Source organism: Flavobacterium johnsoniae UW101, assembly GCF_000016645.1.
Lineage (GTDB): Bacteria > Bacteroidota > Bacteroidia > Flavobacteriales > Flavobacteriaceae > Flavobacterium > Flavobacterium johnsoniae.
Map to the genome: position 1 here is coordinate 5,525,684 of NC_009441.1, position 25,131 is coordinate 5,550,814.

At 33.9% G+C, this 25,131-nt stretch carries 22 protein-coding genes and 1 other RNA gene; 8 read left to right on the forward strand and 15 right to left on the reverse strand.

Going from position 1 to position 25,131, the window contains the following annotated elements:
- Nucleotides 1–102: 102 nt before the first annotated feature.
- Nucleotides 103–200, reverse strand: an RNA gene (ffs, locus tag FJOH_RS26405) — signal recognition particle sRNA small type.
- Between the two features lie 88 nt (nucleotides 201–288).
- Here ffs and FJOH_RS23600 point away from each other — a divergent pair.
- The gene (locus FJOH_RS23600) at nucleotides 289–1,338 is read left to right on the forward strand and encodes a glutaminyl-peptide cyclotransferase (RefSeq protein ID WP_012026534.1); all 1,050 of its coding nucleotides are present in this window, start codon (nucleotides 289–291) and stop codon (nucleotides 1,336–1,338) included.
- A gap of 92 nt (nucleotides 1,339–1,430) precedes the next feature.
- Entirely contained in the window at nucleotides 1,431–2,666 is a 1,236-nt protein-coding gene (gene hutI / locus FJOH_RS23605) for an imidazolonepropionase (RefSeq protein WP_012026535.1), read from the forward strand.
- A gap of 180 nt (nucleotides 2,667–2,846) precedes the next feature.
- Here hutI and FJOH_RS23610 read toward each other — a convergent pair whose 3' ends face one another.
- Entirely contained in the window at nucleotides 2,847–3,728 is an 882-nt protein-coding gene (locus FJOH_RS23610) for a hypothetical protein (protein WP_012026536.1), read from the reverse strand.
- 97 nt (nucleotides 3,729–3,825) lie between these two features.
- Here FJOH_RS23610 and FJOH_RS23615 point away from each other — a divergent pair, with 97 nt between their 5' ends.
- Nucleotides 3,826–4,872, forward strand: coding sequence for a formimidoylglutamase (locus FJOH_RS23615; protein ID WP_012026537.1), 1,047 nt, complete (start codon nucleotides 3,826–3,828; stop codon nucleotides 4,870–4,872).
- Nucleotides 4,873–4,996: 124 nt separating this feature from the next.
- Nucleotides 4,997–6,244, forward strand: coding sequence for a DEAD/DEAH box helicase (locus FJOH_RS23620; protein WP_012026538.1), 1,248 nt, complete (start codon nucleotides 4,997–4,999; stop codon nucleotides 6,242–6,244).
- Here FJOH_RS23620 and FJOH_RS23625 read toward each other — a convergent pair.
- From FJOH_RS23625 to aroC, 3 genes are all read right to left on the reverse strand, one after another.
- Nucleotides 6,241–8,430, reverse strand: a complete 2,190-nt coding sequence (locus FJOH_RS23625) for a response regulator (RefSeq protein WP_012026539.1) — start codon at nucleotides 8,428–8,430, stop codon at nucleotides 6,241–6,243. The two genes, FJOH_RS23620 and FJOH_RS23625, sit on opposite strands and share 4 nt — an antisense overlap.
- Nucleotides 8,431–8,543: 113 nt before the next feature.
- Entirely contained in the window at nucleotides 8,544–9,824 is a 1,281-nt protein-coding gene (locus FJOH_RS23630) for a dicarboxylate/amino acid:cation symporter (protein ID WP_012026540.1), read from the reverse strand.
- Nucleotides 9,825–9,875: 51 nt separating this feature from the next.
- On the reverse strand, nucleotides 9,876–10,934 hold the full coding sequence (aroC, locus tag FJOH_RS23635; protein ID WP_012026541.1) for a chorismate synthase: 1,059 nt from the start codon (nucleotides 10,932–10,934) through the stop codon (nucleotides 9,876–9,878).
- A 188-nt stretch (nucleotides 10,935–11,122) separates the two neighbouring features.
- Between aroC and FJOH_RS23640 the strand changes: the two genes are divergently transcribed.
- Both FJOH_RS23640 and FJOH_RS23645 read left to right on the forward strand, forming a co-directional pair.
- A complete protein-coding gene (locus FJOH_RS23640; RefSeq protein ID WP_012026542.1) occupies nucleotides 11,123–11,947 on the forward strand; it encodes a UDP-2,3-diacylglucosamine diphosphatase in 825 nt (274 codons plus the stop codon).
- 157 nt (nucleotides 11,948–12,104) lie between these two features.
- Nucleotides 12,105–12,602: a hypothetical protein gene (locus tag FJOH_RS23645; RefSeq protein ID WP_012026543.1), complete on the forward strand. Its 498-nt coding sequence runs from the start codon at nucleotides 12,105–12,107 to the stop codon at nucleotides 12,600–12,602.
- Between the two features lie 209 nt (nucleotides 12,603–12,811).
- Here the strand turns inward: FJOH_RS23645 and FJOH_RS23650 are convergent, their stop codons facing one another.
- The 7 genes from FJOH_RS23650 to FJOH_RS23680 form a co-directional block, all read right to left on the reverse strand.
- Nucleotides 12,812–13,237, reverse strand: coding sequence for a protease complex subunit PrcB family protein (locus FJOH_RS23650; protein ID WP_012026544.1), 426 nt, complete (start codon nucleotides 13,235–13,237; stop codon nucleotides 12,812–12,814).
- Between the two features lie 27 nt (nucleotides 13,238–13,264).
- Nucleotides 13,265–14,401, reverse strand: coding sequence for an N-acetyl-alpha-D-glucosaminyl L-malate synthase BshA (bshA, locus tag FJOH_RS23655; RefSeq protein WP_012026545.1), 1,137 nt, complete (start codon nucleotides 14,399–14,401; stop codon nucleotides 13,265–13,267).
- A gap of 191 nt (nucleotides 14,402–14,592) precedes the next feature.
- Nucleotides 14,593–15,075, reverse strand: a complete 483-nt coding sequence (locus FJOH_RS23660; protein WP_012026546.1) for a hypothetical protein — start codon at nucleotides 15,073–15,075, stop codon at nucleotides 14,593–14,595.
- Between the two features lie 91 nt (nucleotides 15,076–15,166).
- Nucleotides 15,167–15,958: a (Fe-S)-binding protein gene (locus FJOH_RS23665; protein ID WP_012026547.1), complete on the reverse strand. Its 792-nt coding sequence runs from the start codon at nucleotides 15,956–15,958 to the stop codon at nucleotides 15,167–15,169.
- 106 nt (nucleotides 15,959–16,064) lie between these two features.
- Nucleotides 16,065–17,396 (reverse strand): (Fe-S)-binding protein, encoded by a 1,332-nt coding sequence (locus FJOH_RS23670; RefSeq protein WP_012026548.1) that lies wholly within the window; start codon nucleotides 17,394–17,396, stop codon nucleotides 16,065–16,067.
- 6 nt (nucleotides 17,397–17,402) lie between these two features.
- A complete protein-coding gene (locus tag FJOH_RS23675; protein WP_012026549.1) occupies nucleotides 17,403–18,368 on the reverse strand; it encodes an MlaD family protein in 966 nt (321 codons plus the stop codon).
- A 51-nt stretch (nucleotides 18,369–18,419) separates the two neighbouring features.
- Entirely contained in the window at nucleotides 18,420–19,541 is a 1,122-nt protein-coding gene (locus tag FJOH_RS23680; protein ID WP_012026550.1) for an N-acetylmuramoyl-L-alanine amidase family protein, read from the reverse strand.
- A gap of 82 nt (nucleotides 19,542–19,623) precedes the next feature.
- Between FJOH_RS23680 and FJOH_RS23685 the strand changes: the two genes are divergently transcribed.
- Both FJOH_RS23685 and FJOH_RS23690 read left to right on the forward strand, forming a co-directional pair.
- Nucleotides 19,624–22,359, forward strand: a complete 2,736-nt coding sequence (locus FJOH_RS23685; protein WP_044048580.1) for a putative LPS assembly protein LptD — start codon at nucleotides 19,624–19,626, stop codon at nucleotides 22,357–22,359.
- A 25-nt stretch (nucleotides 22,360–22,384) separates the two neighbouring features.
- Entirely contained in the window at nucleotides 22,385–22,765 is a 381-nt protein-coding gene (locus FJOH_RS23690; RefSeq protein WP_012026552.1) for a RidA family protein, read from the forward strand.
- On the opposite strand, the gene FJOH_RS23695 is transcribed toward FJOH_RS23690, so the two are convergent.
- The 3 genes from FJOH_RS23695 to gap all read right to left on the reverse strand — a co-directional run bounded on the left by FJOH_RS23695 (nucleotide 22,746) and on the right by gap (nucleotide 25,112).
- Complete coding sequence (locus FJOH_RS23695; protein ID WP_044048067.1) at nucleotides 22,746–23,120, reverse strand: methylglyoxal synthase; 375 nt, start codon at nucleotides 23,118–23,120, stop codon at nucleotides 22,746–22,748. The two genes, FJOH_RS23690 and FJOH_RS23695, sit on opposite strands and share 20 nt — an antisense overlap.
- Before the next feature lie 10 nt (nucleotides 23,121–23,130).
- Nucleotides 23,131–23,982: an N-acetylglucosamine kinase-like protein gene (locus FJOH_RS23700; protein ID WP_012026554.1), complete on the reverse strand. Its 852-nt coding sequence runs from the start codon at nucleotides 23,980–23,982 to the stop codon at nucleotides 23,131–23,133.
- 125 nt (nucleotides 23,983–24,107) lie between these two features.
- The gene (gene gap, locus FJOH_RS23705) at nucleotides 24,108–25,112 is read right to left on the reverse strand and encodes a type I glyceraldehyde-3-phosphate dehydrogenase (RefSeq protein WP_012026555.1); all 1,005 of its coding nucleotides are present in this window, start codon (nucleotides 25,110–25,112) and stop codon (nucleotides 24,108–24,110) included.
- Nucleotides 25,113–25,131 lie beyond the last annotated feature (19 nt).

Here is a 25,131-nt window from a genome sequence, read left to right on the forward strand (position 1 = left end):
AATTTTTCAGCCTGACATTTAACTTCTAACTCAACGAAAGGTCCAAAAATAAAAAAATCCTCCCGAAGGAAGACTACTTTTATACAAATTCTAAAAAATAAAAAGTGGCAAGCGACCTACATCGCACCGCTCAACCGCGTACCCTTGCTATGTTCCCATCCTGGGGGAGTCTGCAGGAGCTGGTCGTGTAGGACTTGCCGGTGCAAATATACAATCTTTTTATATTTTTGCAAGAGCTTTGCTGCTATAAAAATATCATCGTATATTGGCTTATTCAAATTTTAAACTATGAAAAAATATAACTTCCTAGCTGTCATTTTATTAGGAATCACATTAATTGGATGCAAAGGCACAAAAAAAGGTGAAAATTCTTTATTTACCATTGATGATTCTGCTTTTCCTGCCCATTTTTTACCAAAAGAATCAGTTTCAATCGGAATTTTGAACCCAAATTCTAAAGAAATTGACAGCATAGTTTACTTCGTTAACGACAAAAAAGTAGGAAACACAAAAGGAGCCGAAAAATTTAAATTTGACTTAAAAGATCAAAAACTAGGTTATCAATACTTAAAAGCAACTGCTTATTTTGGCGGAGACTCTTCTGATGCTACTAAAAGAATTGAAGTCGTTTCTGATATCGAACCTAAATTATTAAAGTATAAAGTAGTTAATACTTTCCCTCATGACACTACTGCGTTTACAGAAGGCTTAGAATTCCATGATGGCCTTTTATTTGAAAGTACTGGTCAAAAAGAAAACTCATATTTCAGGTCTGTTGATTATAAAACAGGAAAAGTAATTAAGCAAGTTGACCTTCCTAAGGAATATTTTGGCGAAGGAATAACTTTTATAAATAATAAAATTTATCAGTTAAGCTGGCAGGAAAAAACCGGTTTTATCTATGATGCAAAAACTTTTAAACTAGAGAAAACTTTCAAATACGACAAAGATATTGAAGGCTGGGGAATGACACATGATGATAAATACATTTACCATTCAGACGGGACTGAGAAAATCTGGAAAATGGATCCAAATACTCAAAAATTAATTGATTATATAAATGTATATTCTGGTTCTTCAAAAATTAAATCTATTAATGAATTAGAATTAATTAACGGGAAGTTTTATGTAAACGTTTGGCAAAAAGATGCAATTGCTGTCGTAAATCCAACTTCTGGTTCAGTAGAAGGAATATTAGACCTTTCAGGTTTACGTAAATTTGTTAAAGCAAAAAATGCAGAAGTTTTAAACGGAATAGCTTACAACCCACAAACCAAAACAATTTTTGTTACAGGGAAATATTGGGACAAATTGTTTGAAATAACAGTTTCTGAATAAAAACACAAAAGAATTAAAAATACGAATTTCACAGATTTCACGGATTAGTTCGTGATAATTTGTGAAATTTGTGTTTTATAACACTATCTATAATGATTACATTAATAAAAAACATACAGGAACTGCTCCAAGTACGCCAAACATCAATTTCTAAAGTTTCGGGAGCTGAAATGGCAGAGCTTCCTACAATTAAAAATGCCTTTTTAGTAATAAAAGATGATCTTATTGCTGATTTTGGATCTATGGAAAACCTTCCAGAAATTAAAGCAGACAGCATTATCAATGCTTCCGGACGTGTTGTTCTTCCTGCCTGGTGCGACAGCCATACGCATATTGTGTATGCGGGAAACCGCGAACAGGAATTTGTAGACCGCATAAACGGATTTACTTATGAAGAAATTGCCAATCGTGGCGGCGGAATTTTAAATTCGGCTAAAAAATTAAATGAAACTTCTGAAGAAGAAATTTACGAACAATCAAAAATTCGTCTGGAAGAAGTCATGCGTTTAGGAACCGGAGCTGTCGAAATAAAATCAGGTTACGGATTAACTGTTGAAGGCGAATTAAAAATGCTTCGTGTGATAAAAAAACTGGCAGAAAATTATCCAATTTCAATAAAAGCTACTTTTTTGGGCGCACATGCTTTCCCAACGCATTATAAAGAAAACAAGGCAGGTTATATTGATGAAATCATCACTAAAATGCTTCCTGAAATTGCACAAAACAAACTGGCAGATTATGTAGATGTTTTCTGCGAAAGCGGTTATTTCTCTGTTGAAGAAACAGAAAAAATCATGCAGGCGGGAATTGATTTTGGTTTAAAACCAAAAATTCACGTTAATCAATTTAATTCTATCGGCGGTATTCAGTCTGGAGTTAAATTTAACGCACTTTCTGTAGATCATCTTGAAATAATGAATCCAGAAGACATTGAAGCCTTAAAAGGCACCGAAACGATGCCTGTCGCATTACCTTCATGTTCTTATTTCTTAAGCATTCCGTACACACCAGCACGCGAAATGATTAAAGCAGGATTACCTTTGGCACTTGCAACCGATTTCAATCCTGGTTCTACTCCATCCGGGAACATGAATTTTGTTGTAGCTACAGCTTGTATTAAAATGAAAATGACTCCTGAAGAAGCAATAAACGCGGCAACAATTAACGGCGCTTATGCAATGGGACTTTCAGAAACTCACGGAAGTATTACAAAAGGCAAAAAAGCCAATTTAATTATAACTAAACCTATTTCATCTTACTACCAAATTCCTTATGCTTTTGGAAGTAATTTAATTGAAGATGTTTTAATTGACGGTCAAATTATATAATAAAATTAATCCTTTTCAAAATTATTTAACCCACAGCTCAAAACTGTGGGTTATTTTTTACTGCAATGTTTAAAATCGGTGCAAATACCATAAGTTTTACAAAGATTTAGTCCATAAAAAAAGGCCTGTGAAATCACAGACCTTTAATATCAAAGTGGTATTTTTACTTCTTTGGCACAATTATCTTAAACTAAAACTAGTTTTAGAAACTAATTCGTCATTATCAAAAACATTGATAAAATAAGTTCCTTTAGCGAAATCTTTTCCAGGAAGATCTTCAGTAACGTTTACAGATTTGTTTTCATACTTTACAGTAGTTTTAAAGCTGTATGTTAAAGAGTTATCTCCAAAGCTTTCTGTTTTTTTCTCGCCCAAAACGTTGTTTTTTGCATCAATAACCTGAACATAATATGTTTTATCTCCAGATTTAGCAATTTGGTTTTCAGCAATAGTAAAACTTACTTTTAAGATATCAGCACGGCTTGCTTTATCTGTTTCAATTTGTTTTCCAGAGCTTTTCAATTTATAAGCAGAAGTTTTAGTGTTCAAAATTGATAATTTAGAACCTCTTTCAACTGTTTTTGCAAGCTCTTCATTTTGTCCTACAAGTACTTCGTTGTATTTTTTAGACTCTCCTAACACAGTAATTGTACTATCTCTCTGAACTGTTAAAACACCATTTTGTTTTTTCAATTCGTCGTTTTCAGCAACTAGAGTTTTCATTTTACCCTGCATTGCCTGTACCTGAGCTCTGTATTTAGAAACATCACCTTTAGATTTATTCAAATCATCCATCAAAGCGACAACTTTATCTCTTTCCTGAATTAATTCGTCTGACATTGATGTGTTTTCAGCAATTGCAGCATCATAAGTTGCTTTCAATTCCTGTAAATCTTTCATTACAGACTCTTTTTCTGTCATTGTAGTTGTAAGTTCTGTCTTAACTACATCAGTATCAGAAGATAATTTAAAAATATACACTAAGCTACCAATCAGTAGGACTGCTAAAACCGCTATAATCGCTTTTAGACTTGAATTGTTGTTGTTCTTTGGGTTTTCCATATTTAATAATTTTCTTTAATAACAAATTTAAGAATTAATATATGTTAATAACGTAAGTTGTTACAATTATATTATTTTTGGAAAATAAATTTTTTTCATGGAGAAATTGATTCCTTTTACTGTCAATGATTTGGCAAAAGTCACAAATCATCGTAGTGGTGAAATAAAATTCGGAGAAAAAATGATTGTTTTGCCGAAAGACGCAGACAAAATCAAATTTTTACAAGAATCTGAGGCGAAGTATGTTCTTTTGGGAATTCCGGAAGACATTGGTGTACGTGCGAATTATGGAAGACCCGGAACAGCATCAGCGTGGGAAAACGCTATTAAAAGTATTGCAAATATTCAGCATAACCGCTTTTCAAAAGGCAGCCAGATTATAGTTTTAGGACAGCTTGATGTTTCTGCAGAAATGCGTGACGTCGAAAACTTAGATTTTAATGACATTGACGACCGCTCTAAACTAAGCCAGCTGGTAGAAAAAATCGACAAAGAAGTTTCGCATATTATATTTACTATAATGAAAGCCGGCAAAACTCCTATTATTATTGGAGGCGGACATAATAATGCTTACGGAAATATTAAAGGTTCGGCTTTAGCCAAAGGAAAACCAATAAATGCCGTAAATTTTGATGCGCATTCTGATTTTAGAATTCTGGAAGGACGCCACAGCGGCAACGGGTTTTCGTATGCGTATGAAGAAGGTTTTCTAAAAAAATATTTTATTTTCGGACTTCACGAAAACTACACTTCAAAAAGTGTTTTAGACCTTATTAAAAAACTGGAAGACCGCGTGCGTTATAACACTTATGACAGCGTAAATATTCGTAAGGAAAAAGATTTTACCCGCGAAATGGCTCTTGCGCTAGAGTTTATAAAAACAGATGCTTTTGGAATTGAGATTGATCTCGACGCTATTCCTAATATTGCCAGCAGTGCTATGACAATCAGCGGGTTTTCGGTAGAAGAATTACGTCAGTTTATTTCGTTTTTCGGACAGCATAAAAATGCTGCGTATTTACATATCTGTGAAGGTGCTCCAGATTTAGCCGATTCTCCAAATAACAATTTAATTGGAAAATTAATTGGGTATTTAGTAACTGATTTTATAAAAGCAAATAACGAAAAAGAGAAATTAGCTTGAAGAACAGGCGGCCTAAAACCACACATTTTCCAAATAATACAAGATTCAAACAGCCGATTGACTGAATAAACCTATCTTTGCACAGAATTTAGTACTTAAAACTAAAATTCTTAATTACTAAGATATGTTATTCGAAGATTTATCACTCTCAAAAAGTATACAAAAAGCCGTATTTGAAGAAGGCTATTTAAATCCCACTCCTATTCAGGAAAAATCTATTCCGATTGTTTTAGCCGGAAGGGATTTAATTGGCTGCGCGCAGACAGGAACAGGAAAAACAGCGGCATTTGCGATTCCAATTATACATCAATTACACCGAATTGTAGGTTCATCAAAAAAAGCCAAACAAATTCGCGCACTTATTGTAACGCCTACGCGTGAACTAGCGGTACAGATTGGGCAGAGTTTTGACACGTATTCTAAATATACCAATTTAACGCAATTAACTATTTTTGGCGGTGTTTCTCAAAACCCTCAGGTTGATGCTTTAAAAAATGGTGTTGATGTTTTGGTGGCAACTCCGGGCCGATTATTAGATTTACACAAACAAGGTTTTCTTGATTTAAATCATCTGCATACCTTGGTTTTAGATGAAGCAGATCAAATGCTGGATATGGGTTTTATAAACGATGTAAAAAAGATTGTAAAACTTACGCCAAAAAACAGACAAACTTTATTATTCTCTGCAACAATGCCTCTTGCAATTCGCGAATTGGCAGAAATGTTCTTGCAGGATCCTGAAAAAGTTGAAGTTTCTCCGGTTTCATCAACTGCAGAAAATGTAGAACAGCGTGTTTATTTTGTTGACAAAACAGAAAAAAGAAACCTGCTTTATCGTTTAATTAAGGAAGAAAATTTATCAAACGTACTGGTTTTTTCGAGAACCAAACATGGTGCAGATAATGTTGTAAAAGCGCTTCGCAAAAAAAATATACCGGCAGAAGCCATTCACGGAGACAAATCGCAAAATGCGAGACAGCGTGTTCTGGATGCTTTTAAAAATAAAGAAGTCGGCGTTCTGGTTGCTACAGATATTGCAGCAAGAGGAATCGATATTGAACAGCTGCCTTATGTTATCAATTTTGATTTACCAAACATTCCTGAAACTTATGTACACCGAATTGGCCGTACAGGACGTGCAGGAAACGGCGGTATTGCAATATCTTTCTGCGGTAAAGACGAAGAGCCTTACTGGAAGGATATTAAGAAATTAATAAAAGTAGATGTAAAAATTATTACAGATCATCCTTACCCATGGCATTCAGGAAGTCCTGAAGCAGGAGAAAAACCTAAAAATTCAAACAGAAGCGGCGGTGCTCACAAATCGAGAAAATCAAGTGCTTCAAAACAAAATAAAAAACGCTGGTATTAAAAACCAGCGTTTTTCGCTTCTATTATTAAGTAATTTATAATCTTAAACAATTTTACAGGCTCAAAAGGCTTTACAATAATATCATTCATTCCTGATGAAAGTGCCTCATCTGTAATTTCGTCTTTATCAAAAGCAGTCAACGCCACTATAGGCGTTTTTACCCCTAACAGCCGAATGCGTTTTGTAGCTTCAAAACCATTCATTAACGGCATATTAATATCCATTAAAATAAGATCAAATCTTTCTTTCTCTAATATTGTAAGCGCTCCAAAACCGTCATCAACGACTTTGCAGACAAAATTATTTTTTTCGATAATCTTTTTAGTAACCAGCTGGTTAATTAGATTATCTTCTACAATAAGAATTTTATAAATTTCGCTTGATGTTAAATCCACCTCTATATCTTCAATTATTTTTTTTGTTTTTTGAGGATCATGTTCAAACGGAATTACAAATGAAAATGCAGTTCCTGCACCTAAATCACTTTCCAGCGTAATTGTACTTCCAAAAAGCCCCAATAATCGTTTTACTATACTTAAACCTAATCCCGTTCCCTGATAATCTTCATCTTTTCGTCCTACCTGAACGAATTTTTCGAATATTTTATTTTGATCTACAGCCGCAATTCCAACTCCGTTATCTCTTATCAAAAAATCCAGATAGTATAATTTCCCTTCTATCTTATGTAGTTTAACGATAATATCAACTTCCCCGTTTTTTGTAAACTTTAGCGCATTGCTCACTAAATTCATTAAAATCTGACCCAGTCGAAGTTTATCACCAATTAAATACTCCGGAATATAATCGTCTATTTCAACATTAATTTTGTTATTATTTTTTTGGGATAGAAAAGAAAGTGAATTTTTGATCATTGTTATTTCATCCGAAATATTAAATGTCAAGCTTTCTAAAACTACTTTGTTTTCTTCAATTTTATTAATTTGAAGAATATCGTTAACTAAGGAAAGTAAATATCGTGCCGAAAATTTTAAAGCACTTAAATGCTGGCTCTGCGATAATTCTTTGTGTTCTTCAAGAAGCATATTTGTTATTCCTACCACACCATACAGTGGTGTACGCAATTCGTGGCTTATAGTCGAAATAAATTGGGTTTTGAGTAATGAGGCTTCTTCTGCAATTTCTTTTGCCTCTAAGAGCTCTAAATTGTGTTTTTTCTTAAATCCTATATTCTTAATCAGCGTTACAATTAAAAAAAGTAAGATTAGAGATGTGAGTATAAACAGGATTACGATAATTCTTGATTTTTTAAGACTTTGAGACTGTGATGTTTTTTCATTTTCAATTTTGTCAATCTGTCTTTTATATTCATCCAGCTCTAAATTGAATCCGGCAATTGATGCTTTTTTTAATTTTTCCTGATTATAAAGTTCCTCTGTAATTTCATTAAACTTTACAAGATGCTTATAAGCCTCTTTATAATTCTTTATTTTGGTTAAGAATTTTGAATATTCTAAATGTGTATAAGACAAATCCGATTTTTCATCGCTGTTTTCTCCGGCGGCAATTGCTTTTAAAAAATAAGAATTAGCGGCTGTATTTTCGTTTTTGTAACTAGAATACATTCCATTCAGCATATACACAATAATTTCTGTGGAAGCATCTCCGTATTTTTCAACATGATCGCCAACAAATTTTAAGTACGGATATCCTGCATCAAATCTTCCAATATCAAAATAAGCCCAGGCAATATTGACATTGGTAAAATAAATCTGATCGCTGTTGTTTGTTTTTAAACTGTAAGCAATTGATTTTTGGTAATAATCTATCCCTTTATCAAACTGCTTTTTTTCGAAACAATAAATGTTTCCTATATTGTTGTGAAGACTGTACTTTAACGAATCGTTGTCTGTTTTATTTGCGTAGTATAAACCTTTATTGTAAAAGAAAAGAGCTTTATCAATTTCTGATAATTCGTTATAATTTCCGGCAATAACTTTGTATGCCTTTGCAATTAAATTATCATTTTTTGCTGCTGTGGCATAATTTAATGCTACACGTGAAGTAATGAGAGATCTTTCGAAATTGGAGTCTTTAAAATCATCCCAGGCCTCCTTAATTAATCTGTTTATCCGGGCTTCTGAAACCGGTTCAGATTGTGCTACGGCAAAATTGCTGAAACAATTCAGAAATAGCAGTGTAAATAAAAAAATCCGTATGTGGGGCATCAATCGGCTAATTTTATCAAATATACACTTAAAAATAAAAAAAAGCCGTATTTCCTATAAAAATACAGCTTTTCTTTTCGGTTATCTTGTATTGTTTTCTCTAAAAAAAACAATTAGTTTTCTATTACATTTTCGGCAGTATCATTGCCTTCCCACTGCCCTACAACCGAAGTTGCCAAAGCATTTCCTAAAACATTGGTTGCGCTTCTAAACATATCGCAGAAATGGTCAATTGGTAAAATTAAAGCAATACCTTCAACCGGAATATCAAACATACCACAGGTAGCAGCAACAACAACTAAACTTGCTCTTGGCACTCCCGCAATTCCTTTACTCGTAAGCATTAAAACCAACAGCATTGCCATTTGAGTTCCTAAATCTAAATGTACATTATAAAACTGTGCAATAAAAATACTCGCAAAAGTCATGTACATCATACTGCCGTCCAAATTGAAAGAATAGCCAAGCGGCAGCATAAAAGAAACGATTCTGTCTTTTACACCAAAACTTTCTAATTCTTCTGTTAATTTAGGAAAAACAGCTTCTGAACTTGTTGTACCAAAAGCAATTGCCAAAGGTCCAATGATTCGTCTTAAAAGCTCAACCATTCTTCTTCCTAAGAAAATAAAACCTACTGCAATTAACACAACCCATAAAGTTCCAATTCCTAATAAAAATGATCCGAAAAACTTGAAATACGTAATTAATAATTCTTCGGCATCACGAATGGCAAAAACCGCTGCAATGGCTCCAAAAACTCCAATTGGAGCGAAGTTCATTACATAATTTACCATTTTAAGAACGATATGCGAGATTTTATCTAAAGCTCCAATTACCGGTTTTACAGTGTTACCTAAAGACGCAGCCGCTAATCCGAAGAAAATAGAAAATATTACAATTTGTAGAATTTCGTTGGTTGCCATTGCTTCAATAATACTTTTTGGAACAATATGCTCAACGAAGTTTTCAAATGATAAGTTTTGAGTTTTAGCGGTTACTTCAGATGCCGAAGCCATATCTACATGGCTTAATTTTAAACCTACTCCAGGCTCTAAAATATTTACATAAAATAACCCAATTAACAATGAGATAAAAGAAGCTGTAAAAAACCATCCAAGCGCTTTTCCTCCAATTCTTCCTACTGTTTTTATATCTCCCAGTTTTGCAATTCCCACAATTAAAGTGGTAAAAACCAAAGGAGAAATAATCATTTGCACCAAACGGATAAAAATAGTCGCAAGCATTTTAATTTTTGTGCTGAATGACTGCGCTGCTTCAGGTGAAATTGAGTTATGCAGAATAATTCCCAGCGTTGCGCCAAGAACCATTGCAATTAAAATCTGCCCTGTAAGTCCTGTTAAAAATGATTTTTTCTTAGTTTCTGTTACTTGCATTAATTTGTTTTTTAATTATTAAAATATAAGACCCTCACTGCCTTACTTTTATTAATATGTTTTGTTGATTAAATAAAAATCTGCCAAAACAATCGCAGCCATCGCCTCAACGATTGGTACTGCACGAGGCACCACGCACGGATCATGACGTCCTTTTCCGGTCATTGGTGTAATATTACCTTTATTATCTAAAGAATCCTGAGTCTGCATAATAGTCGCAACAGGTTTAAAAGCAACTCTGAAATAAATATCCATTCCGTTGCTTATTCCGCCCTGGATTCCTCCTGAAAGATTTGTTTTTGTCGTTCCGTCCGGATTGTATAAATCGTTGTGTTCGCTTCCTTTCATTTCAGAACCAGAGAAACCGCTTCCGTATTCAAAACCTTTTACGGCATTGATAGAAAGCATTGCTTTTCCTAATTCAGCATGTAATTTATCAAAAACAGGCTCGCCTAAACCAACGGGTACATTTTGAATTACACACGAAACAACTCCTCCTACAGTATCTCCTTGTTTGCGGATATCACGAATATATTCTTCCATAATAGCTGCTGATTTTTCATCAGGGCAGCGAACCGGATTGCTTTCGATTTTAGAAAAATCTAAATCCTGATAAGGTGTATCTAAATGAATAGGACCTACAGAAGAAACATAAGCATTAATTTTAATTTCTGGAAGCATTTGTTTTGCAATAGCTCCTGCTACTACTCTGCTGGCTGTTTCACGTGCAGAACTTCTTCCGCCTCCGCGATAATCACGAAAACCGTATTTTTGGTCATATACATAATCAGCATGACTTGGTCTGTAATTATCTTTTATATGAGAGTAATCATCTGATTTTTGATTGGTATTCGGAATAATAAAACCAATTGGGGTTCCTGTAGTTTTTCCTTCAAATATTCCTGATAGAAACTGAACCGCGTCTGGTTCTTTTCTTTGTGTTACGATAGCCGATTGTCCTGGTTTTCTACGGGACATTTCAACTTCTATCGCTTCGAAATCAAGTTCTATTCCTGATGGACATCCGTCTATAATACCGCCTAGAGCTTCACCATGAGATTCTCCAAATGTAGTAACTTTATATAGGGTGCCGTAGCTGTTTCCTGCCATTGTAAATTGTTTTGAGCAAATGTAAGTTTTATGAATTAAATTAAAAAATTAAAAATTGGTAATATTAATTAAAGATTAAACAGTTTAAAAATCACAATTTATTAAAATTGACCTCAAATTAGTAACCTTTTCATAAAATAAATCCAGCAAGATTTTCTTTCATTTGTGGAACTTCAAATTAAGAAAAATTGAAAAAACGAAATGTCGAATTGGTCATTATTTCTGATGTCCATTTAGGAACTTACGGAAGTCACGCCAAAGAGCTAAACAACTACTTATCAAGCATTAAACCCAAAACCTTAGTCCTAAACGGAGATATTATTGATGCCTGGCAGTTTAGAAAATCTTATTTCCCAAAAGCCCATTTAAGAGTTATTCAACGCATTATAGGGATGGCTTCAAAAGGTACAAAAGTGTATTATATTACCGGAAATCACGATGAGATTCTTCGTAAATTCAGTGATATGAACATGGGTAATTTTTCTTTGGTCGATAAATTAGTTTTAGAATTAGACGACAAAAAGGCGTGGATTTTTCATGGAGATGTTTTTGATGCTTCTGTACAACATTCTAAATGGATCGCAAAACTGGGAGGTTTAGGTTATGACTACTTAATCCTTATGAACCGATTTGCAAACTGGTGTCTTGCAAAATTAGGACGCGAGCCTTATTCATTTTCTAAAAAAATAAAAGCCAGTGTAAAAAAAGCAGTTAAATTTATCTCAGATTTTGAAACTACTGCAACTGATTTGGCTATCGAAAAAAATTACGATTATGTTATCTGTGGTCATATACACGAACCAAAAATACTTACCAAAGAAAACAAACACGGTTCTACTTTATATTTGAATTCTGGTGACTGGGTCGAAAATTTAACAGCTCTCGAATACCACAAAAAGCGCTGGAAATTATATTCGTACACACACAGTAATTTTACTGAAGAAGAAAATCTTTTTGAAATGGAAGATATTTTAACATCGCAGTTAATTTCAAATATTATTCTTAAAAAATAATGCCAACCTGCATTATAAAGCACTGTAGACGTTGTTTTTAACTTTTCGGCCTATCGAAAATTCTAAAAAATGTGAATTATATAACAATTTCTAAAAATATTATACGTTCTTCATATACAAGGAAATCTAAATTTGAAAAAAATTAATTAACCATTTTATGAAGAAGATAATAGTATCTGCCATTATGCTTTTTGGATTTGCATTTACGGCACAATCACAAGAAATTTCAAAACACGCTCTAGGATTGCGTTTAGGAGACAACAACGGATTTGGAGGTGAAGTATCATACCAATTAGGACTAAACCAAAAAAACAGACTTGAATTTGATTTAGGCTGGAGAAACAGCAGCGACGTTGATGCCATTAAAGGAGTTGCTCTTTACCAATGGGTTTGGAACATCGACGGCGGATTTAACTGGTACGCTGGTGTTGGGGGTGGATTAGCTGCCTGGGACCACGATTATTACAACAACAATTACAGATATAACGACAGCGGAACATATGTTTTTGCAGCCGGAGATATTGGTATAGAATATAGATTTAAGGAAGTGCCTATTACACTGTCATTAGATGCAAGACCTGAAATTGGTTCTGGATACTATGACGATGACAATTTTGGATTTGACGTTGGATTAGGAGTTAAATTCAGATTTTAATTAAAAATAAAAAATAATTGTAAGAAGAAACCTGTCGCTTTTAAACGACAGGTTTTTTTTATGTTTTAAAATAAAATGTATGAGGCTGAGCAAATTCAAAACCCAATTATGCAAAGATTACGTAACGATGGCTTCGACTTCGCTCAGCCTGACACTCAATATCTAACTCGTAACTAATAACTCTTTACTAGTCACTCTTTACTAATAACTTACTTAATAATAATTTCTTTTTTAGAATGCACTTTTACAACCGTGTAAGGGTAAGAGATCATCTGCATTACCATTGCATCCGGAGACGGCGCATTTTCTTTAACTGTAATGATAATATTTTTATCTGTTTCTTCAACTTTTTCAACGCCGATAGAATAACCACTTGTATTTTTTTCTCCCATGTTCAAAATAACATAGTTGGAATTATTAATATCAGCATCTTTCATTTTATGAGCCAAAAGCGGATCGTTTTGAAGCATTTTAATTTCATTAGGTTCGGTCAGGATTTCAAAAAATCTGATATTTCCGCCGCCGCTTGACTGTTCTGTTAAAACTTCATAAAGTGCCGTTGATGAAGCAGCTGTTTTTGATGCACCGCAGGAAACCAAAACAAAAATTACTAAAACCGAAATTACTTTTTTCATTACGTTCAAATTTTTAAATTATTGTTTTTATTCTTTATAATCGTCAATTGCTCTTTGATACAAAGCTTCATATTTTGGAAGAATGTTTTTAATATCAAAATTCTTCGCAACTTCTAAAGCATTTGCTTTAAACTCATTCAGTGTTTTGTCATCTTTTAATATCTTAATAGCATTGGCTGCCATTTCATCAACATTTCCAACATCACTCAAATATCCGGAAACACCATCAAAATTAACCTCAGGCAATCCTCCTGAATTACTCGAAATAACCGGAACACCGCAAGCCATAGCTTCTAAAGCTGCTAACCCGAAACTTTCTGTTTCTGATGGAAGTAAAAACAAATCGGTCATGCATAAAATCTTGTCGATCTCATTACTGTTACCAAAGAAAATTACTTTATCGTGAATTCCTAGTTCCATACACAAAACCTCTGCTTTTTCCTTTTCAGGACCATCGCCCACCATCATTAATTTAGCCGGCATTTCTTTCTGGATATTATAGAAAATCTTAATAATATCCGGAATGCGTTTTACTTTTCTAAAGTTACTGATATGTGTTACGATTCTTTCATTCTCCTTTGCCATTACATATCTGTGACAAGGCTCAGTTGGGTCTTTTCTAACTTTATCCAATTCAATAAAATTCGGGATTACCTTAATTTTATTTTTGATCTTGAATAATTTCAAAGTATCATCTTTCAAACTCTGTGAAACCGAAGTCACATAATCTGATTTATTGATACTGAAAGTCACCGCAGGTTTGTAAAACGGATGATTCCCTACCAGCGTAATATCAGTTCCGTGAAGTGTTGTAATCATTGGAAGATTAATTCCCTCATTCTTCAGCATTTGTTTTGCCATATATCCTGCATACGCATGAGGAATTGCATAATGTACATGAAGAACTTCTATTTTATATAATTTCACCATGTCGACCAATTTGCTTGACAAAGCTAATTCATACGGCTGATAATGAAATAAAGGATATTCTGGAACGTTTACTTCGTGATAATGAACATTAGGATTTAAAAGTGCCAATCTTACCGGCTGGCTGTAAGTTATAAAGTGTATTTCGTGTCCGCGTCTGGCTAATTCGAGACCTAACTCAGTGGCTACTACACCACTACCGCCAAATGTTGGATAACAAACTATTGCTATTTTCATGTATTAAATTTAATTCTACGAAAATACTCAAAAATAGCGTTGAATGGGCTGTTTAAATTGTTAGATTTTCGACAAAATTAGATTAATTCCAGTTAATAAATTTTAAGCAGCGGGTTTAAACAACACGTATTCAAAACAAAAAAGGCACAGAACCTAAGTTTTGTGCCTTTTACAAATAGTATAAATTTTTCTTAGAAAAATCTGCTGTGCCAGCTGTCAGCAGCAGGAACTTCCCAAGAGTCGTTGAATTCTTCGATATTGTTAACCAAATTATTGAAAACAATAGTATTCTCAGAAACTGATTTATCTTTTACCATTTTCTTGAAATCAATTAATGGTTTGTGTGCGATATGTTCTCCCAGTTTAAAAGTTACATTCATTTTATCAAGCAGATCAACGTCGTACTTTTTCTCTAATCCCTGAATAAATTCTACTGAACTATCGATAGAACAACCCGTCGCAGCCTGCACTTCCTGATTAACAGCTAATATTATAAAACGATTGTATTTAAGCAAAAAAGAAGCTTCAAGACTAGTTCCGTGCGCGGCCCATTCTTCTACAAAAGCTTTTAAATCGGTTTCGATTTCAGAAAACTCTTCCTCAGAAAATTTTCTGTTCGATTGGTAAATCCAGACTCTTGATTCACCAGGTAAATTTTCAAAAGGTATATACATTTTTAATTTTAGATTTTAGATTTTTTTTGAATTGTTTCGGGTTTCAAGTTTAAAAACTTAGCATCTTAGAACCTTAGCAACTCAAAATCTTTTATAAATCCTGTGCATTTGCAATTAATTCGGCAACGTCCATTACTTTTATCTCGCCTTCTTTATGCGCATGTTTAATACCATCTGTTAACATGGTGTTGCAAAATGGACAGCCGGCAGCAATAATATCCGGTTTTACTTCTAAAGCATCTTCTGTACGCAGAACATTTACTTCTTTGTTTCCAGGTTCGGCATCTTTAAACATCTGCGCACCGCCTGCACCACAGCATAATCCGTTTGCTTTAGAACGTTTCATTTCAACTAATTCAACGTCTAGTTTCTCAATTAAATCTCTAGGTGCTTCGTAAACTTTATTAGCTCTTCCTAAATAACAAGGATCGTGAAAAGTAATTTTCTTTCCTTTAAACTGTCCGCCTTCAACTGTAAGTCTTCCGTCATTTATTAATGATTTCAGGAATTCTGTATGATGAATAACTTCATAGTTTCCTCCTAATTCAGGATATTCATTTTTTAAGGTATTAAAACAATGCGGACAAGCGGTAACGATTTTTTTTGCTTCATAAGCATTTAAAACCTCGATGTTCATCATGGCCTGCATTTGAAACAAAAATTCATTTCCGGCTCTTTTTGCAGGATCTCCAGTACAGCTTTCTTCTGTACCCAAAACCGCAAAAGAAACATTGGTACGGTTTAAAATACGTACAAATGCTTTCGTAATTTTTTTTGCTCTATCATCAAAACTTCCTGCACAGCCTACCCAAAACAACACTTCTGGTTGTTTTCCTTCGGCCAGCATTTCTGCCATTGTTGGTACTACTAAACTTTCTGACATTTCTTTTTGTTTAATCGTTGATTTGTTCAATTGTTTAATCGGCAGTTCCTCGAATCCTAAGTACGATTAAACGAATTAACGATTAACCGATTAAACTATATCTTTTCTAGTTCTCGTTTTTCCAATTTAATCGGTCCTGCTGGCTGTACTGCCAAGGTGCTCCGTTATTTTCAATATTAGTCATCATAGCATTTAATGACATTGGCGCAGCGCTCTGCTCCATCACTAAATAACGACGCATATCCATAATAATAGACAATGGACTAATATTTACAGGACATTCTTCTACACAGGCATTGCATGAAGTACAAGCCCATAGTTCTTCCGGAGTAATGTAATCGTTTAATAATGTTTTATTATCTGGAACAAAAACACCTTTATTGGCATCAATATTCTTTCCAACTTCCTGAAGACGGTCTCTTGTATCCATCATAATTTTACGCGGAGACAATTTTTTACCTGTTTGGTTTGCCGGACAAGATGACGTACAACGTCCGCATTCTGTACAAGTATATGCATTTAAAAGCTGTACCCAGTTTAAATCCTGAACATCGCTTGCTCCAAATTTACTCGGCGCTGCATTTTCATCAACAGGAGCTGCAGCAAACGGATCAGCATTTGGGTCCATCATTAATTTAACTTCTTTTGTAACTGAAGCTAAATTATCAAACTGTCCTTCTGGTTTTAAATTCGCAAAATAAGTGTTTGGGAACGCTAACAGGATATGAAGGTGTTTTGAGAAGTATAAATAGTTCATAAAAATCAAAATACCAATTATATGAAGCCACCAAAATGTTTCAAATAATATTACAACCAATTCGTTTGACATTCCGTTAAAAATTGGAGCAATAAACTGGCTTATCGGGAAACTTCCTGCTTTATGAAAAACTCCTCCCGGAACGTTTTGCAAATGAAGATCTGAAGCGTTCATTAACAAAAACAAAATCATTAAAACGGTTTCAAAATACAAAATATAATTTGCATCGCTTTTTGGAAATCCTGTTAAATCAGAATGTATAAAACGTTTTAATCTGATGAAGTTTCTTCTAAGCCAAAAAACCGTAACGGCAAAAATTACAAGTATTGCCAATATTTCAAATGAAGCAATTAAAACATCATAGACTACGCCTAAATAAGGTGCAAAAATTCTATGAGTTCCAAATAACCCATCGATTATAATTTCGAGTAATTCGATATTAATAATTATGAAACCTACATATACAAAAATATGCAGTATTCCGGCAACAGGGCGTCTCACCATTCTTGACTGCCCAAGAGCAATCAATGCCATGTTTTTCCAACGAGCTTTAGGATTATCTTTTCGATCTACATCAACTCCCAGATTAATGTTTCGGATGATCTTTTTCACGCTCGCTGCAAAAAAGCCGAAACCTACTATAAGAAGTATGGCAAATAAAATATTATCTAAATAACTCATTTACAATTATTTTTTATCAGTTGAGTTTGTATTTTCTGTTGGTGCTACGTAAGGTTTATTTTTCTTTCCAAAAAGAGAAACATTTACGTAACGAGTTGGATAAAGTCTCACATCTTGCAGCAGTAATTCAAGTTCTTTTGAAGTTTTTGCTAAATTATTGTACAAGGCATCATCATTTAATAATTTTCCAGCTGTACCTTTTCCAGAATTCAAGTTAGCCATTAAACCGTCAACTTTCGCTAATGTCTGGTTTAAATTACGAACCGTTTTTCCTAAATCAGCTTTGTTTAACGAGTCAGAAATTTTATTAAAGTTGTTTGATACTTTATTAAAGTTAGAAACCATTCCGTTAATCTGTCCTTTGTTTGTATCAAGAATATTGTTTAAACTGCCTGAAGCTTTATGGAACTGCGCCATAGTCTGACTTAATTCAGCAATTGTTTTCTTTAGATTTTCTTGTGTATTTTTATCCAAAGTATTATTCAATCCTGTAACCAGAACATCAATATTTACAAGCATTTTATCCAGTTTTTGCTGAATTGGCTCAATTTTTCCTCCTAAAGATTCTGTTAATCCAAGTTCAACAGTAGAGGCTAATTTCTCCCCATCTTCTGCTAAATTTTTATCAGTAAAATTTGGAACAATTTTAATTTGTTTTCCGGCGATTAAACTTGGAGAATAAATTACTGCTGTACTTGTTTTTGAAATTGGAAAATCTGTTTTTAATTGAAGTTCTACTAATAATTTCCCTGTTACTTCATCGATTGTGATTTTATTCACTTTACCAATAGCAAGTCCGTTAAGTGTTACTGGTGCTGAAAGAGATAAATCTTCAACATTATCGTATTCAGCATATAAGATTGTATAATTAGTAAAAAGATCTTTGCCCTTTAAAAAGCTGTATCCCCAAATAAATAATAGTATTGATGCGATGACTAAAATAGCCGTTTTAATTTCTCTTGTTACTTTCAAAATTCTTAGTGTTTGTTACAAAATTAATATAAATATTCGAACTTGTGACGATTATTTGATCGCGTCCTGAATACTAATCTTTTCTCCGTCTTTGGTTGCAACTAAAAAGGAAGCGCCATACCCTTTACTTTTAGCCTCTTCCAGATATTTCTTTGCAGTTTCATAATCTGAAGTTTCCTGATAGAAGTACTTATATATATTGTTTTCAAATAACATAGTTACATTTTTTAGTCCTTTAAAGTTTTTTGGCTCCAATGGTGTTTTTTTAATACTTGCGATTAGCTGTACTTTGAAAAACGTTCCTTTTGGTGCATTTTTAGTTACTGCAGCCGGAGCAGTTGTTTTTGGTTTTGCGGGAGTAGTATCTCTTATGGGCCGACTATCGTCTGACTCGCCCCCTGAACCAAAGTACTCTCTTTTATAGCTCAGAATTGCTTCTGCAATAGCTTTTGCTATATCATCCTGACCTTCTTCAGAATTTAAAATATTACCTTCTGTTGGATTAGAGACAAATCCCGTTTCTACTAAAACTCTTGGCATGTATGCTTTGTGAAGTACCATGAAAGGTGCTTGTTTTACACCTCCCTGACGAAGTTTTTTACCTAATTTTTCAAAATTATCTTCGATTTTAGTTGCCAGAGAAATACTATTGTCTAAATATTCTTCCTGCATCAAAGTCATTCCGATCATAGATTCTGGCGAATTTGGGTCGAAACCTTCATATTTTCGTTTATAATCTTTTTCTAAAGTAATTACAGAGTTCTCTTTTTTTGCTGCTTCAAGATTCGAGGCAACTTTACTCAAACCCATTACATAAGTTTCGGTTCCGTCTGCAGCTGTATTTTTGTTAGCATTACAGTGAATAGAAACAAAAATATTTGAATTTGCTCTGTTGGCAATATTAGCTCTTTCGACCAAATCCACGAAAACATCTGTTTTACGAGTATAAATTACATTAACATTTGGATTAAGCTCTAAAATTTTCCCCACTTTTAAAACAATTGCTAAGGCAATATTTTTTTCAATCCGGCCGCTGTAAACAGCACCAAAGTCATGATCTCCGTGTCCGGCATCAAGTGTTACTTTAAAAACATTTGATTGACTATAAGAGCAAAATGACAATATCGTTAGAAAAAAAGTAAAGATTACCTTAATTTTGTTTAAACCATTCATAAATCTAAAAGTTAATTTTAATAAAATGCAGCTGTTATAATTTTTACAATTGATTATTTTTGCCAAAAAATTATATGTAAGTTTGACATGTCAAAAAACAAGCCATAATTTTACAAAAATAGTATTTAAACCTTTGCATACAAACTTATTTAATATCGTTTTAATATCATTTTTCCTAACAATAGGATGTGGTAAATCATATTCGCAAGAGATAAAACCTAAAAAAAAATCTTTACCTGCTGTAAAACAAACAAATAAGCCGGCTACTGCTCCTGCAGCAGCAACGCCCGCAGTTTCTACAGCAACTGTTGATACTATAAAGATAGACAGTATTAAGCCTAAAAAACAGTTTCTTGACGCTCCTACTAAATATAAAGCAAAAGATTATGCAAAGTACGACAAGAAAAACAAATTGCTTACTTTATATAATGAAGCTGAACTTTACTATAAAGATGTAGAGTTAAAATCTGGTATCATTATCTTAAATCTTGAAAAAGATGAAGTGTATGCCGGAAGAATAAAAGATTCTGCAGGCGTTTTGGTGCAGTATCCAAACTTTAAACAGGGGACAAATGAAGTACAGCCGGATTCTATCCGCTTTAATTTTAAAACTAAAAAAGCTTTAATTTATAATTCCAGAACAAAACAAGGTGAATTAAACATCAAGGCTTCTGTTACTAAAAAAGAAAATGATTCTGTATACTTCTTAAAAGGAGCACGTATTACAACTGCTCAGGATATTGACAATCCTGAATACTATTTTCAAACCAGCAGAATTAAATTTGTACCCGGTAAAAAAATCGTTGCCGGTTTAACACAAATGGTAATTGCTGATGTTCCTACTCCACTTGCTTTACCTTACGGTTTTTTCCCTTTAAGTAAAGAAAAAAGCGTTTCAGGTATTATTATTCCAAGTTATAACGATTCAAATACAAGAGGATTTTCTCTTCAAAATGGAGGATATTACTTTGCATTGAGCGATAATTATGATTTAACTGTTTTAGGAGATTATTATACCAATGGTAGTTACGCCATGAGGTTTGAGTCTGCTTATGCAAAGAGATACAAATATCGAGGAAATATTAACGTTCGTTTTGAAAACCTGATAAACAGCGAAAGAGGTTATCCTGATTATTCAAAGCAAAACATTTACAACATTCAGTGGTCGCACTCTAAAGATACTAAATCAAACCCTAACTCGACTTTTTCAGCTTCTGTGAATATGGGTAGTAGTAAGTACTTTAAGCGATCTATAAATCAGGCTAATATTGGATCGAACTTAAATAATACTTTGAGTTCGTCTATTTCATACAATAAAACCTTTAATACTATTCCGGGATCGCGAATCTCTCTTTCTGCCACACACCAGCAAAATACGCAGACAGAAGAGATTTTAATGACGCTTCCTAATTTCCAGGGTAGTATTGACCGTATTTATCCTTTTGTGGGTGAAAACGGCGTTAAAAAAGGTTTCTTTAAAAACATCAACCTGCAGTATAATGTAACAGGTAAGAATAACTTTAAAACAACCGATTCATTATTTTTTAAACCGCAGATGTTTAGAGATGCTCAAATTGGTATGCAGCACAGTATTCCTATCAGCACCAACTTTAAAATTTTCAAATATTTTAGTGCCGGAGCATCTACAAATTATCAGGAAACATGGGTTACCAAAACGATTGATAAAAATTATGATGCCAGCAAAGGCCAAGTAGCCAGCACAACCGTAAATGGTTTTGATGCATTTAGAACTTATAATTTCAGCACCAATTTAGGAACTACCATTTATGGTACTTTTAATTTTGGAACTGACAAAAAAATACAATCTATCCGCCACGTCATGAGACCGAGTATTACATACTCTTATACTCCAAGTTTTGAAAGGTATTACGATCATTATACTGTAGATGCTGCGGGAAGAATTTCAACAGATGAATATACGAGGTTCGAAAACGGTATTTATGGCGCTCCTGGTAAAGAAAACTCTAACATTGTAGGTTTCTCATTAAGTAACACTTTTGAAGCTAAAGTAAGAGACAGCGACAGTACAAAAACTGAACCTAAAAAAATTATGCTGCTGAACAATTTAAACTTCAGCACGAGCTATAATTTTAATGCCAACGGAAAAGAAACTTTAGCCTGGCAGCCAATTATCGTAAGCGGTGGAACTCAGTTTTTTGAAAATAAAATGAATGTCAATTTTGGAGCTGTTTTAAATCCTTATGCTATTGACAATGCCGGAAATGTGATAAACATGTACAACATTGAAAATGGCGGAAGTTTATTTAGAATGACGAGTGCCAACATAACAATGAATTACTCGTTTTCGAACAAAGGAACCGGAAAGGAAAAAAACACCCAGAGTCAGCGAAATGGTGGTCGTAATGACGACTTATTCGGGACCAACACTGATTTAAATGACAGCCGAAACAGCCAGTTTGCAAACGATCCAGATCGCGAAGAAGATGTTATAACTGAATTTTTCAGTTCAAAACTGCCGTGGGACATGACAATGGCATATTCTCTTACCTACTCTAATGCAAACCGCGAGAATAAAATAACCGGAAACTCAATTATGATTTCTGCCAATATGGATATTACTCCTAAATGGAAAGGCGGGGTTTCTACTGGTTTTGACTTTGTTCAAAAGGGTGTTACTTTTACTCAGTTCCGTTTTGAAAGAGACTTATTAAGCTGGAGAATGGCATTTAACTGGCAGCCTATGGGAACAAGTTCAAACTGGAACTTCTTCATAGGAATTAAATCTGGTATGCTTAGTGACATTAAATGGAACAAACGAAGCACTATAAATCGATAATTCATCGACTTAAAATAATTTTATCATGAAAAAAATAATCTTTACAGAAAAGGCTCCGGCTCCTATTGGTCCTTATAATCAAGCCGTTTTATCAGGAAACACATTGTATGCTTCTGGCCAGATTGCAATTAATCCGGCTACAGGAGAATTAGTTACCGATACTATCAACAACGAAACGACTCAGGTAATGGAAAATATTGCTGCTATTCTTGAAGCTGCGAATATGACTTTTGAGAATGTAGTTAAAGCTACTATCTTTATTATGGATATGAACAATTTTGGTGCTATAAACACTATTTACGGTTCGTATTTTAACGAAAAAACCGCTCCAGCACGTGAAACGGTTCAAGTGGCATGTCTGCCAAAAAATGTAAATGTTGAGATTTCTATAATTGCTGTGCAATAGCATCTAATAATAATTGTGCCGTTGCTTCATTTGTTGCCAGCGGCACATTATGTACGTCACAAACACGAATCAGCATATTAATATCTGCTTCATGAGGATGACTGGATAATGGATCTTTAAAAAAGAAAACCATTTGTGTAATTCCTTCTGCAACTCTTCCAGCAATCTGCGCATCACCTCCTAAAGGCCCTGAAAGCATTCTCTGCGTTTTAAATCCCGCTGCTTCGGCTTTTCCTCCAGTTGTTCCGGTACCAATAAGTCTGATTTTTTCATTATGAAGCACAGCTTCATTTTTAATCAAAAAATCAATCAAATCAGCTTTTTTACCGTCGTGTGCGATAATTGCAATTTCCATAAACCCAGAACTATTGATTAGCGACATGGTAAGCAATTAAACCGTCAATAGGTCTTCTTAATACATTTCCTAATTTAAGCTCGTATTTATCAAAAGTTTCCTGCAATTCATCTTTTAAATAAAACGCAATAGAACCAACAAAATGTACTGGAACTTCTTTACAGTTGTCAAACTGTTTGATATAGTTTTTAACGAAAGATTTCATTCCTTTGAAAATAATTTTTCTGCAGAATTCAGTGTCTTTATGTTTAATTAAAAACTTAGCAAAAGTTGCTAAATAAGCATTTGGGTTTGGCTCTTTATATAATTTGTTTTTAATAAAATCCGGATCAACGTCGTACTCTTTTTCAAGTTCAACAGCTAATTCTTTTGGCATTTTATTAAAATAGTATTTTCTAATTAGTTCTTTTCCAAAAACGTTTCCGCTGCAGTCATCCATTACGATATAGCCTAATGACTGAACTTTTTGGTGCAATACTTTTCCATCAAAATAACTGCAGTTAGACCCAGTTCCTAAGATAGATACGATTGCTTCTTCTCCTTTTGGAGTTGTAGCATAAACAGCAGCATAAGTATCTTCCTGAACATCAACAATAGCGTTAGTAAAATACTCCTGAAAGATTTGTTTTAAGGCTTCTTTCATTCTGTCTGTTCCACAACCTGCTCCATAAAAGAACAAATGTGTTGCATTTTTTTTGTTTTGTAAAATATCGAAACGGTCGTTTAATCTTGAGATAATTTCCGGCCCGTCCAGAATTTCAGGATTTAATCCTAATGTTTGTGTGGTGAACAATACTTTTCCGTTATCATCAATTGCAATCCAATCTGCTTTAGTAGACCCACTATCAACTATTAATTTCATTTTATTTTTTGTTTTTGGTTTAGTTTTTCCTCAATAAGTGTAGTTTTTACATTAATTAAAGACGTAACAAAATAAGAAAATCCCGTTACTTTGATGATAACGGGATTTTGCAAAAATATATAATATTATTTTAAACCTGCGATATGCACAGACAAATCAATTAATTTGCTTGAGTATCCGTACTCATTGTCATACCAAGATACTAATTTGAAGAAAGTAGAATTTAATCCGATTCCTGCACCAGCATCAACGATTGAAGTTCTTTTATCAGAAATAAAGTCTTGAGAAACAACTGCATCTTCAGTATATCCTAAGATACCTTTCATTTCGTTTTCTGAAGCTTTTTTCAATACAGCTAAGATTTCTTCGTATGTAGTTTCTTTAGCAACTTTTACAGTTAAATCTACAACAGAAACGTCAGCAGTAGGTACACGGAAAGACATTCCAGTTAATTTTCCATTTAAAGATGGGATAACTTTTCCAACCGCTTTAGCAGCACCTGTTGAAGAAGGAATGATGTTGATTGCAGCTGCACGTCCACCTCTCCAGTCTTTTCTAGAAGGTCCGTCAGCAGTCATTTGAGTTGAAGTAGTTGCGTGAACAGTTGTCATTAAACCTTCAACGATTTCGAAATTATCGTGGATAACTTTAGCTAAAGGAGCTAAACAGTTTGTAGTACAAGAAGCGTTAGAAACAACTAAATCAGAAGCTTTTGCAGTTTCGTGGTTAACTCCCATTACAAACATTGGAGCATCAGCAGATGGAGCAGAAATGATAACTTTTTTAGCTCCTCCTTTTAAGTGCTCGCTTGCAGTTTCGATAGTTGTGAAGATACCAGTACATTCTGCTACTACATCAACATCAACTTCGTTCCATTTTAAGTCAGCAGGATTTCTTTCTGCAGTGATACGGATGTTTCTTCCGTTTACATACAATTTTCCTTCTTTAACTTCAACAGTTCCGTTGAAACGACCGTGAACTGAATCATATTTTAATAAGTAAGCTAAGTGATCTACGTCTAATAAATCGTTGATCGCTACAACTTCTACATTATCTCTATTGAAAGACTCTCTAAAAACGATTCTTCCGATACGTCCAAATCCGTTTATTCCTAATTTTACTTTTGACATTTTACTAAATTTTTGCTTT

Excerpts from the sequence above, each read along its gene's own strand:
- FJOH_RS23700 (WP_012026554.1), bottom strand. The coding sequence starts at position 23,982 with ATGAAATTAATAGTTGATAGTGGGTCTACTAAAGCAGATTGGATTGCA.
- FJOH_RS23650 (WP_012026544.1), bottom strand. The coding sequence starts at position 13,237 with ATGAAAAAAGTAATTTCGGTTTTAGTAATTTTTGTTTTGGTTTCCTGC.
- FJOH_RS23660 (WP_012026546.1), bottom strand. The coding sequence starts at position 15,075 with ATGTATATACCTTTTGAAAATTTACCTGGTGAATCAAGAGTCTGGATT.
- FJOH_RS23600 (WP_012026534.1), top strand. The coding sequence starts at position 289 with ATGAAAAAATATAACTTCCTAGCTGTCATTTTATTAGGAATCACATTA.
- hutI (WP_012026535.1), top strand. The coding sequence starts at position 1,431 with ATGATTACATTAATAAAAAACATACAGGAACTGCTCCAAGTACGCCAA.
- FJOH_RS23690 (WP_012026552.1), top strand. The coding sequence starts at position 22,385 with ATGAAAAAAATAATCTTTACAGAAAAGGCTCCGGCTCCTATTGGTCCT.
- FJOH_RS23665 (WP_012026547.1), bottom strand. The coding sequence starts at position 15,958 with ATGTCAGAAAGTTTAGTAGTACCAACAATGGCAGAAATGCTGGCCGAA.
- FJOH_RS23610 (WP_012026536.1), bottom strand. The coding sequence starts at position 3,728 with ATGGAAAACCCAAAGAACAACAACAATTCAAGTCTAAAAGCGATTATA.
- FJOH_RS23680 (WP_012026550.1), bottom strand. The coding sequence starts at position 19,541 with ATGAATGGTTTAAACAAAATTAAGGTAATCTTTACTTTTTTTCTAACG.
- FJOH_RS23615 (WP_012026537.1), top strand. The coding sequence starts at position 3,826 with ATGGAGAAATTGATTCCTTTTACTGTCAATGATTTGGCAAAAGTCACA.
- FJOH_RS23670 (WP_012026548.1), bottom strand. The coding sequence starts at position 17,396 with ATGAGTTATTTAGATAATATTTTATTTGCCATACTTCTTATAGTAGGT.
- FJOH_RS23620 (WP_012026538.1), top strand. The coding sequence starts at position 4,997 with ATGTTATTCGAAGATTTATCACTCTCAAAAAGTATACAAAAAGCCGTA.
- bshA (WP_012026545.1), bottom strand. The coding sequence starts at position 14,401 with ATGAAAATAGCAATAGTTTGTTATCCAACATTTGGCGGTAGTGGTGTA.
- FJOH_RS23630 (WP_012026540.1), bottom strand. The coding sequence starts at position 9,824 with ATGCAAGTAACAGAAACTAAGAAAAAATCATTTTTAACAGGACTTACA.
- FJOH_RS23645 (WP_012026543.1), top strand. The coding sequence starts at position 12,105 with ATGAAGAAGATAATAGTATCTGCCATTATGCTTTTTGGATTTGCATTT.
- FJOH_RS23625 (WP_012026539.1), bottom strand. The coding sequence starts at position 8,430 with ATGCCCCACATACGGATTTTTTTATTTACACTGCTATTTCTGAATTGT.
- FJOH_RS23695 (WP_044048067.1), bottom strand. The coding sequence starts at position 23,120 with ATGGAAATTGCAATTATCGCACACGACGGTAAAAAAGCTGATTTGATT.
- aroC (WP_012026541.1), bottom strand. The coding sequence starts at position 10,934 with ATGGCAGGAAACAGCTACGGCACCCTATATAAAGTTACTACATTTGGA.
- gap (WP_012026555.1), bottom strand. The coding sequence starts at position 25,112 with ATGTCAAAAGTAAAATTAGGAATAAACGGATTTGGACGTATCGGAAGA.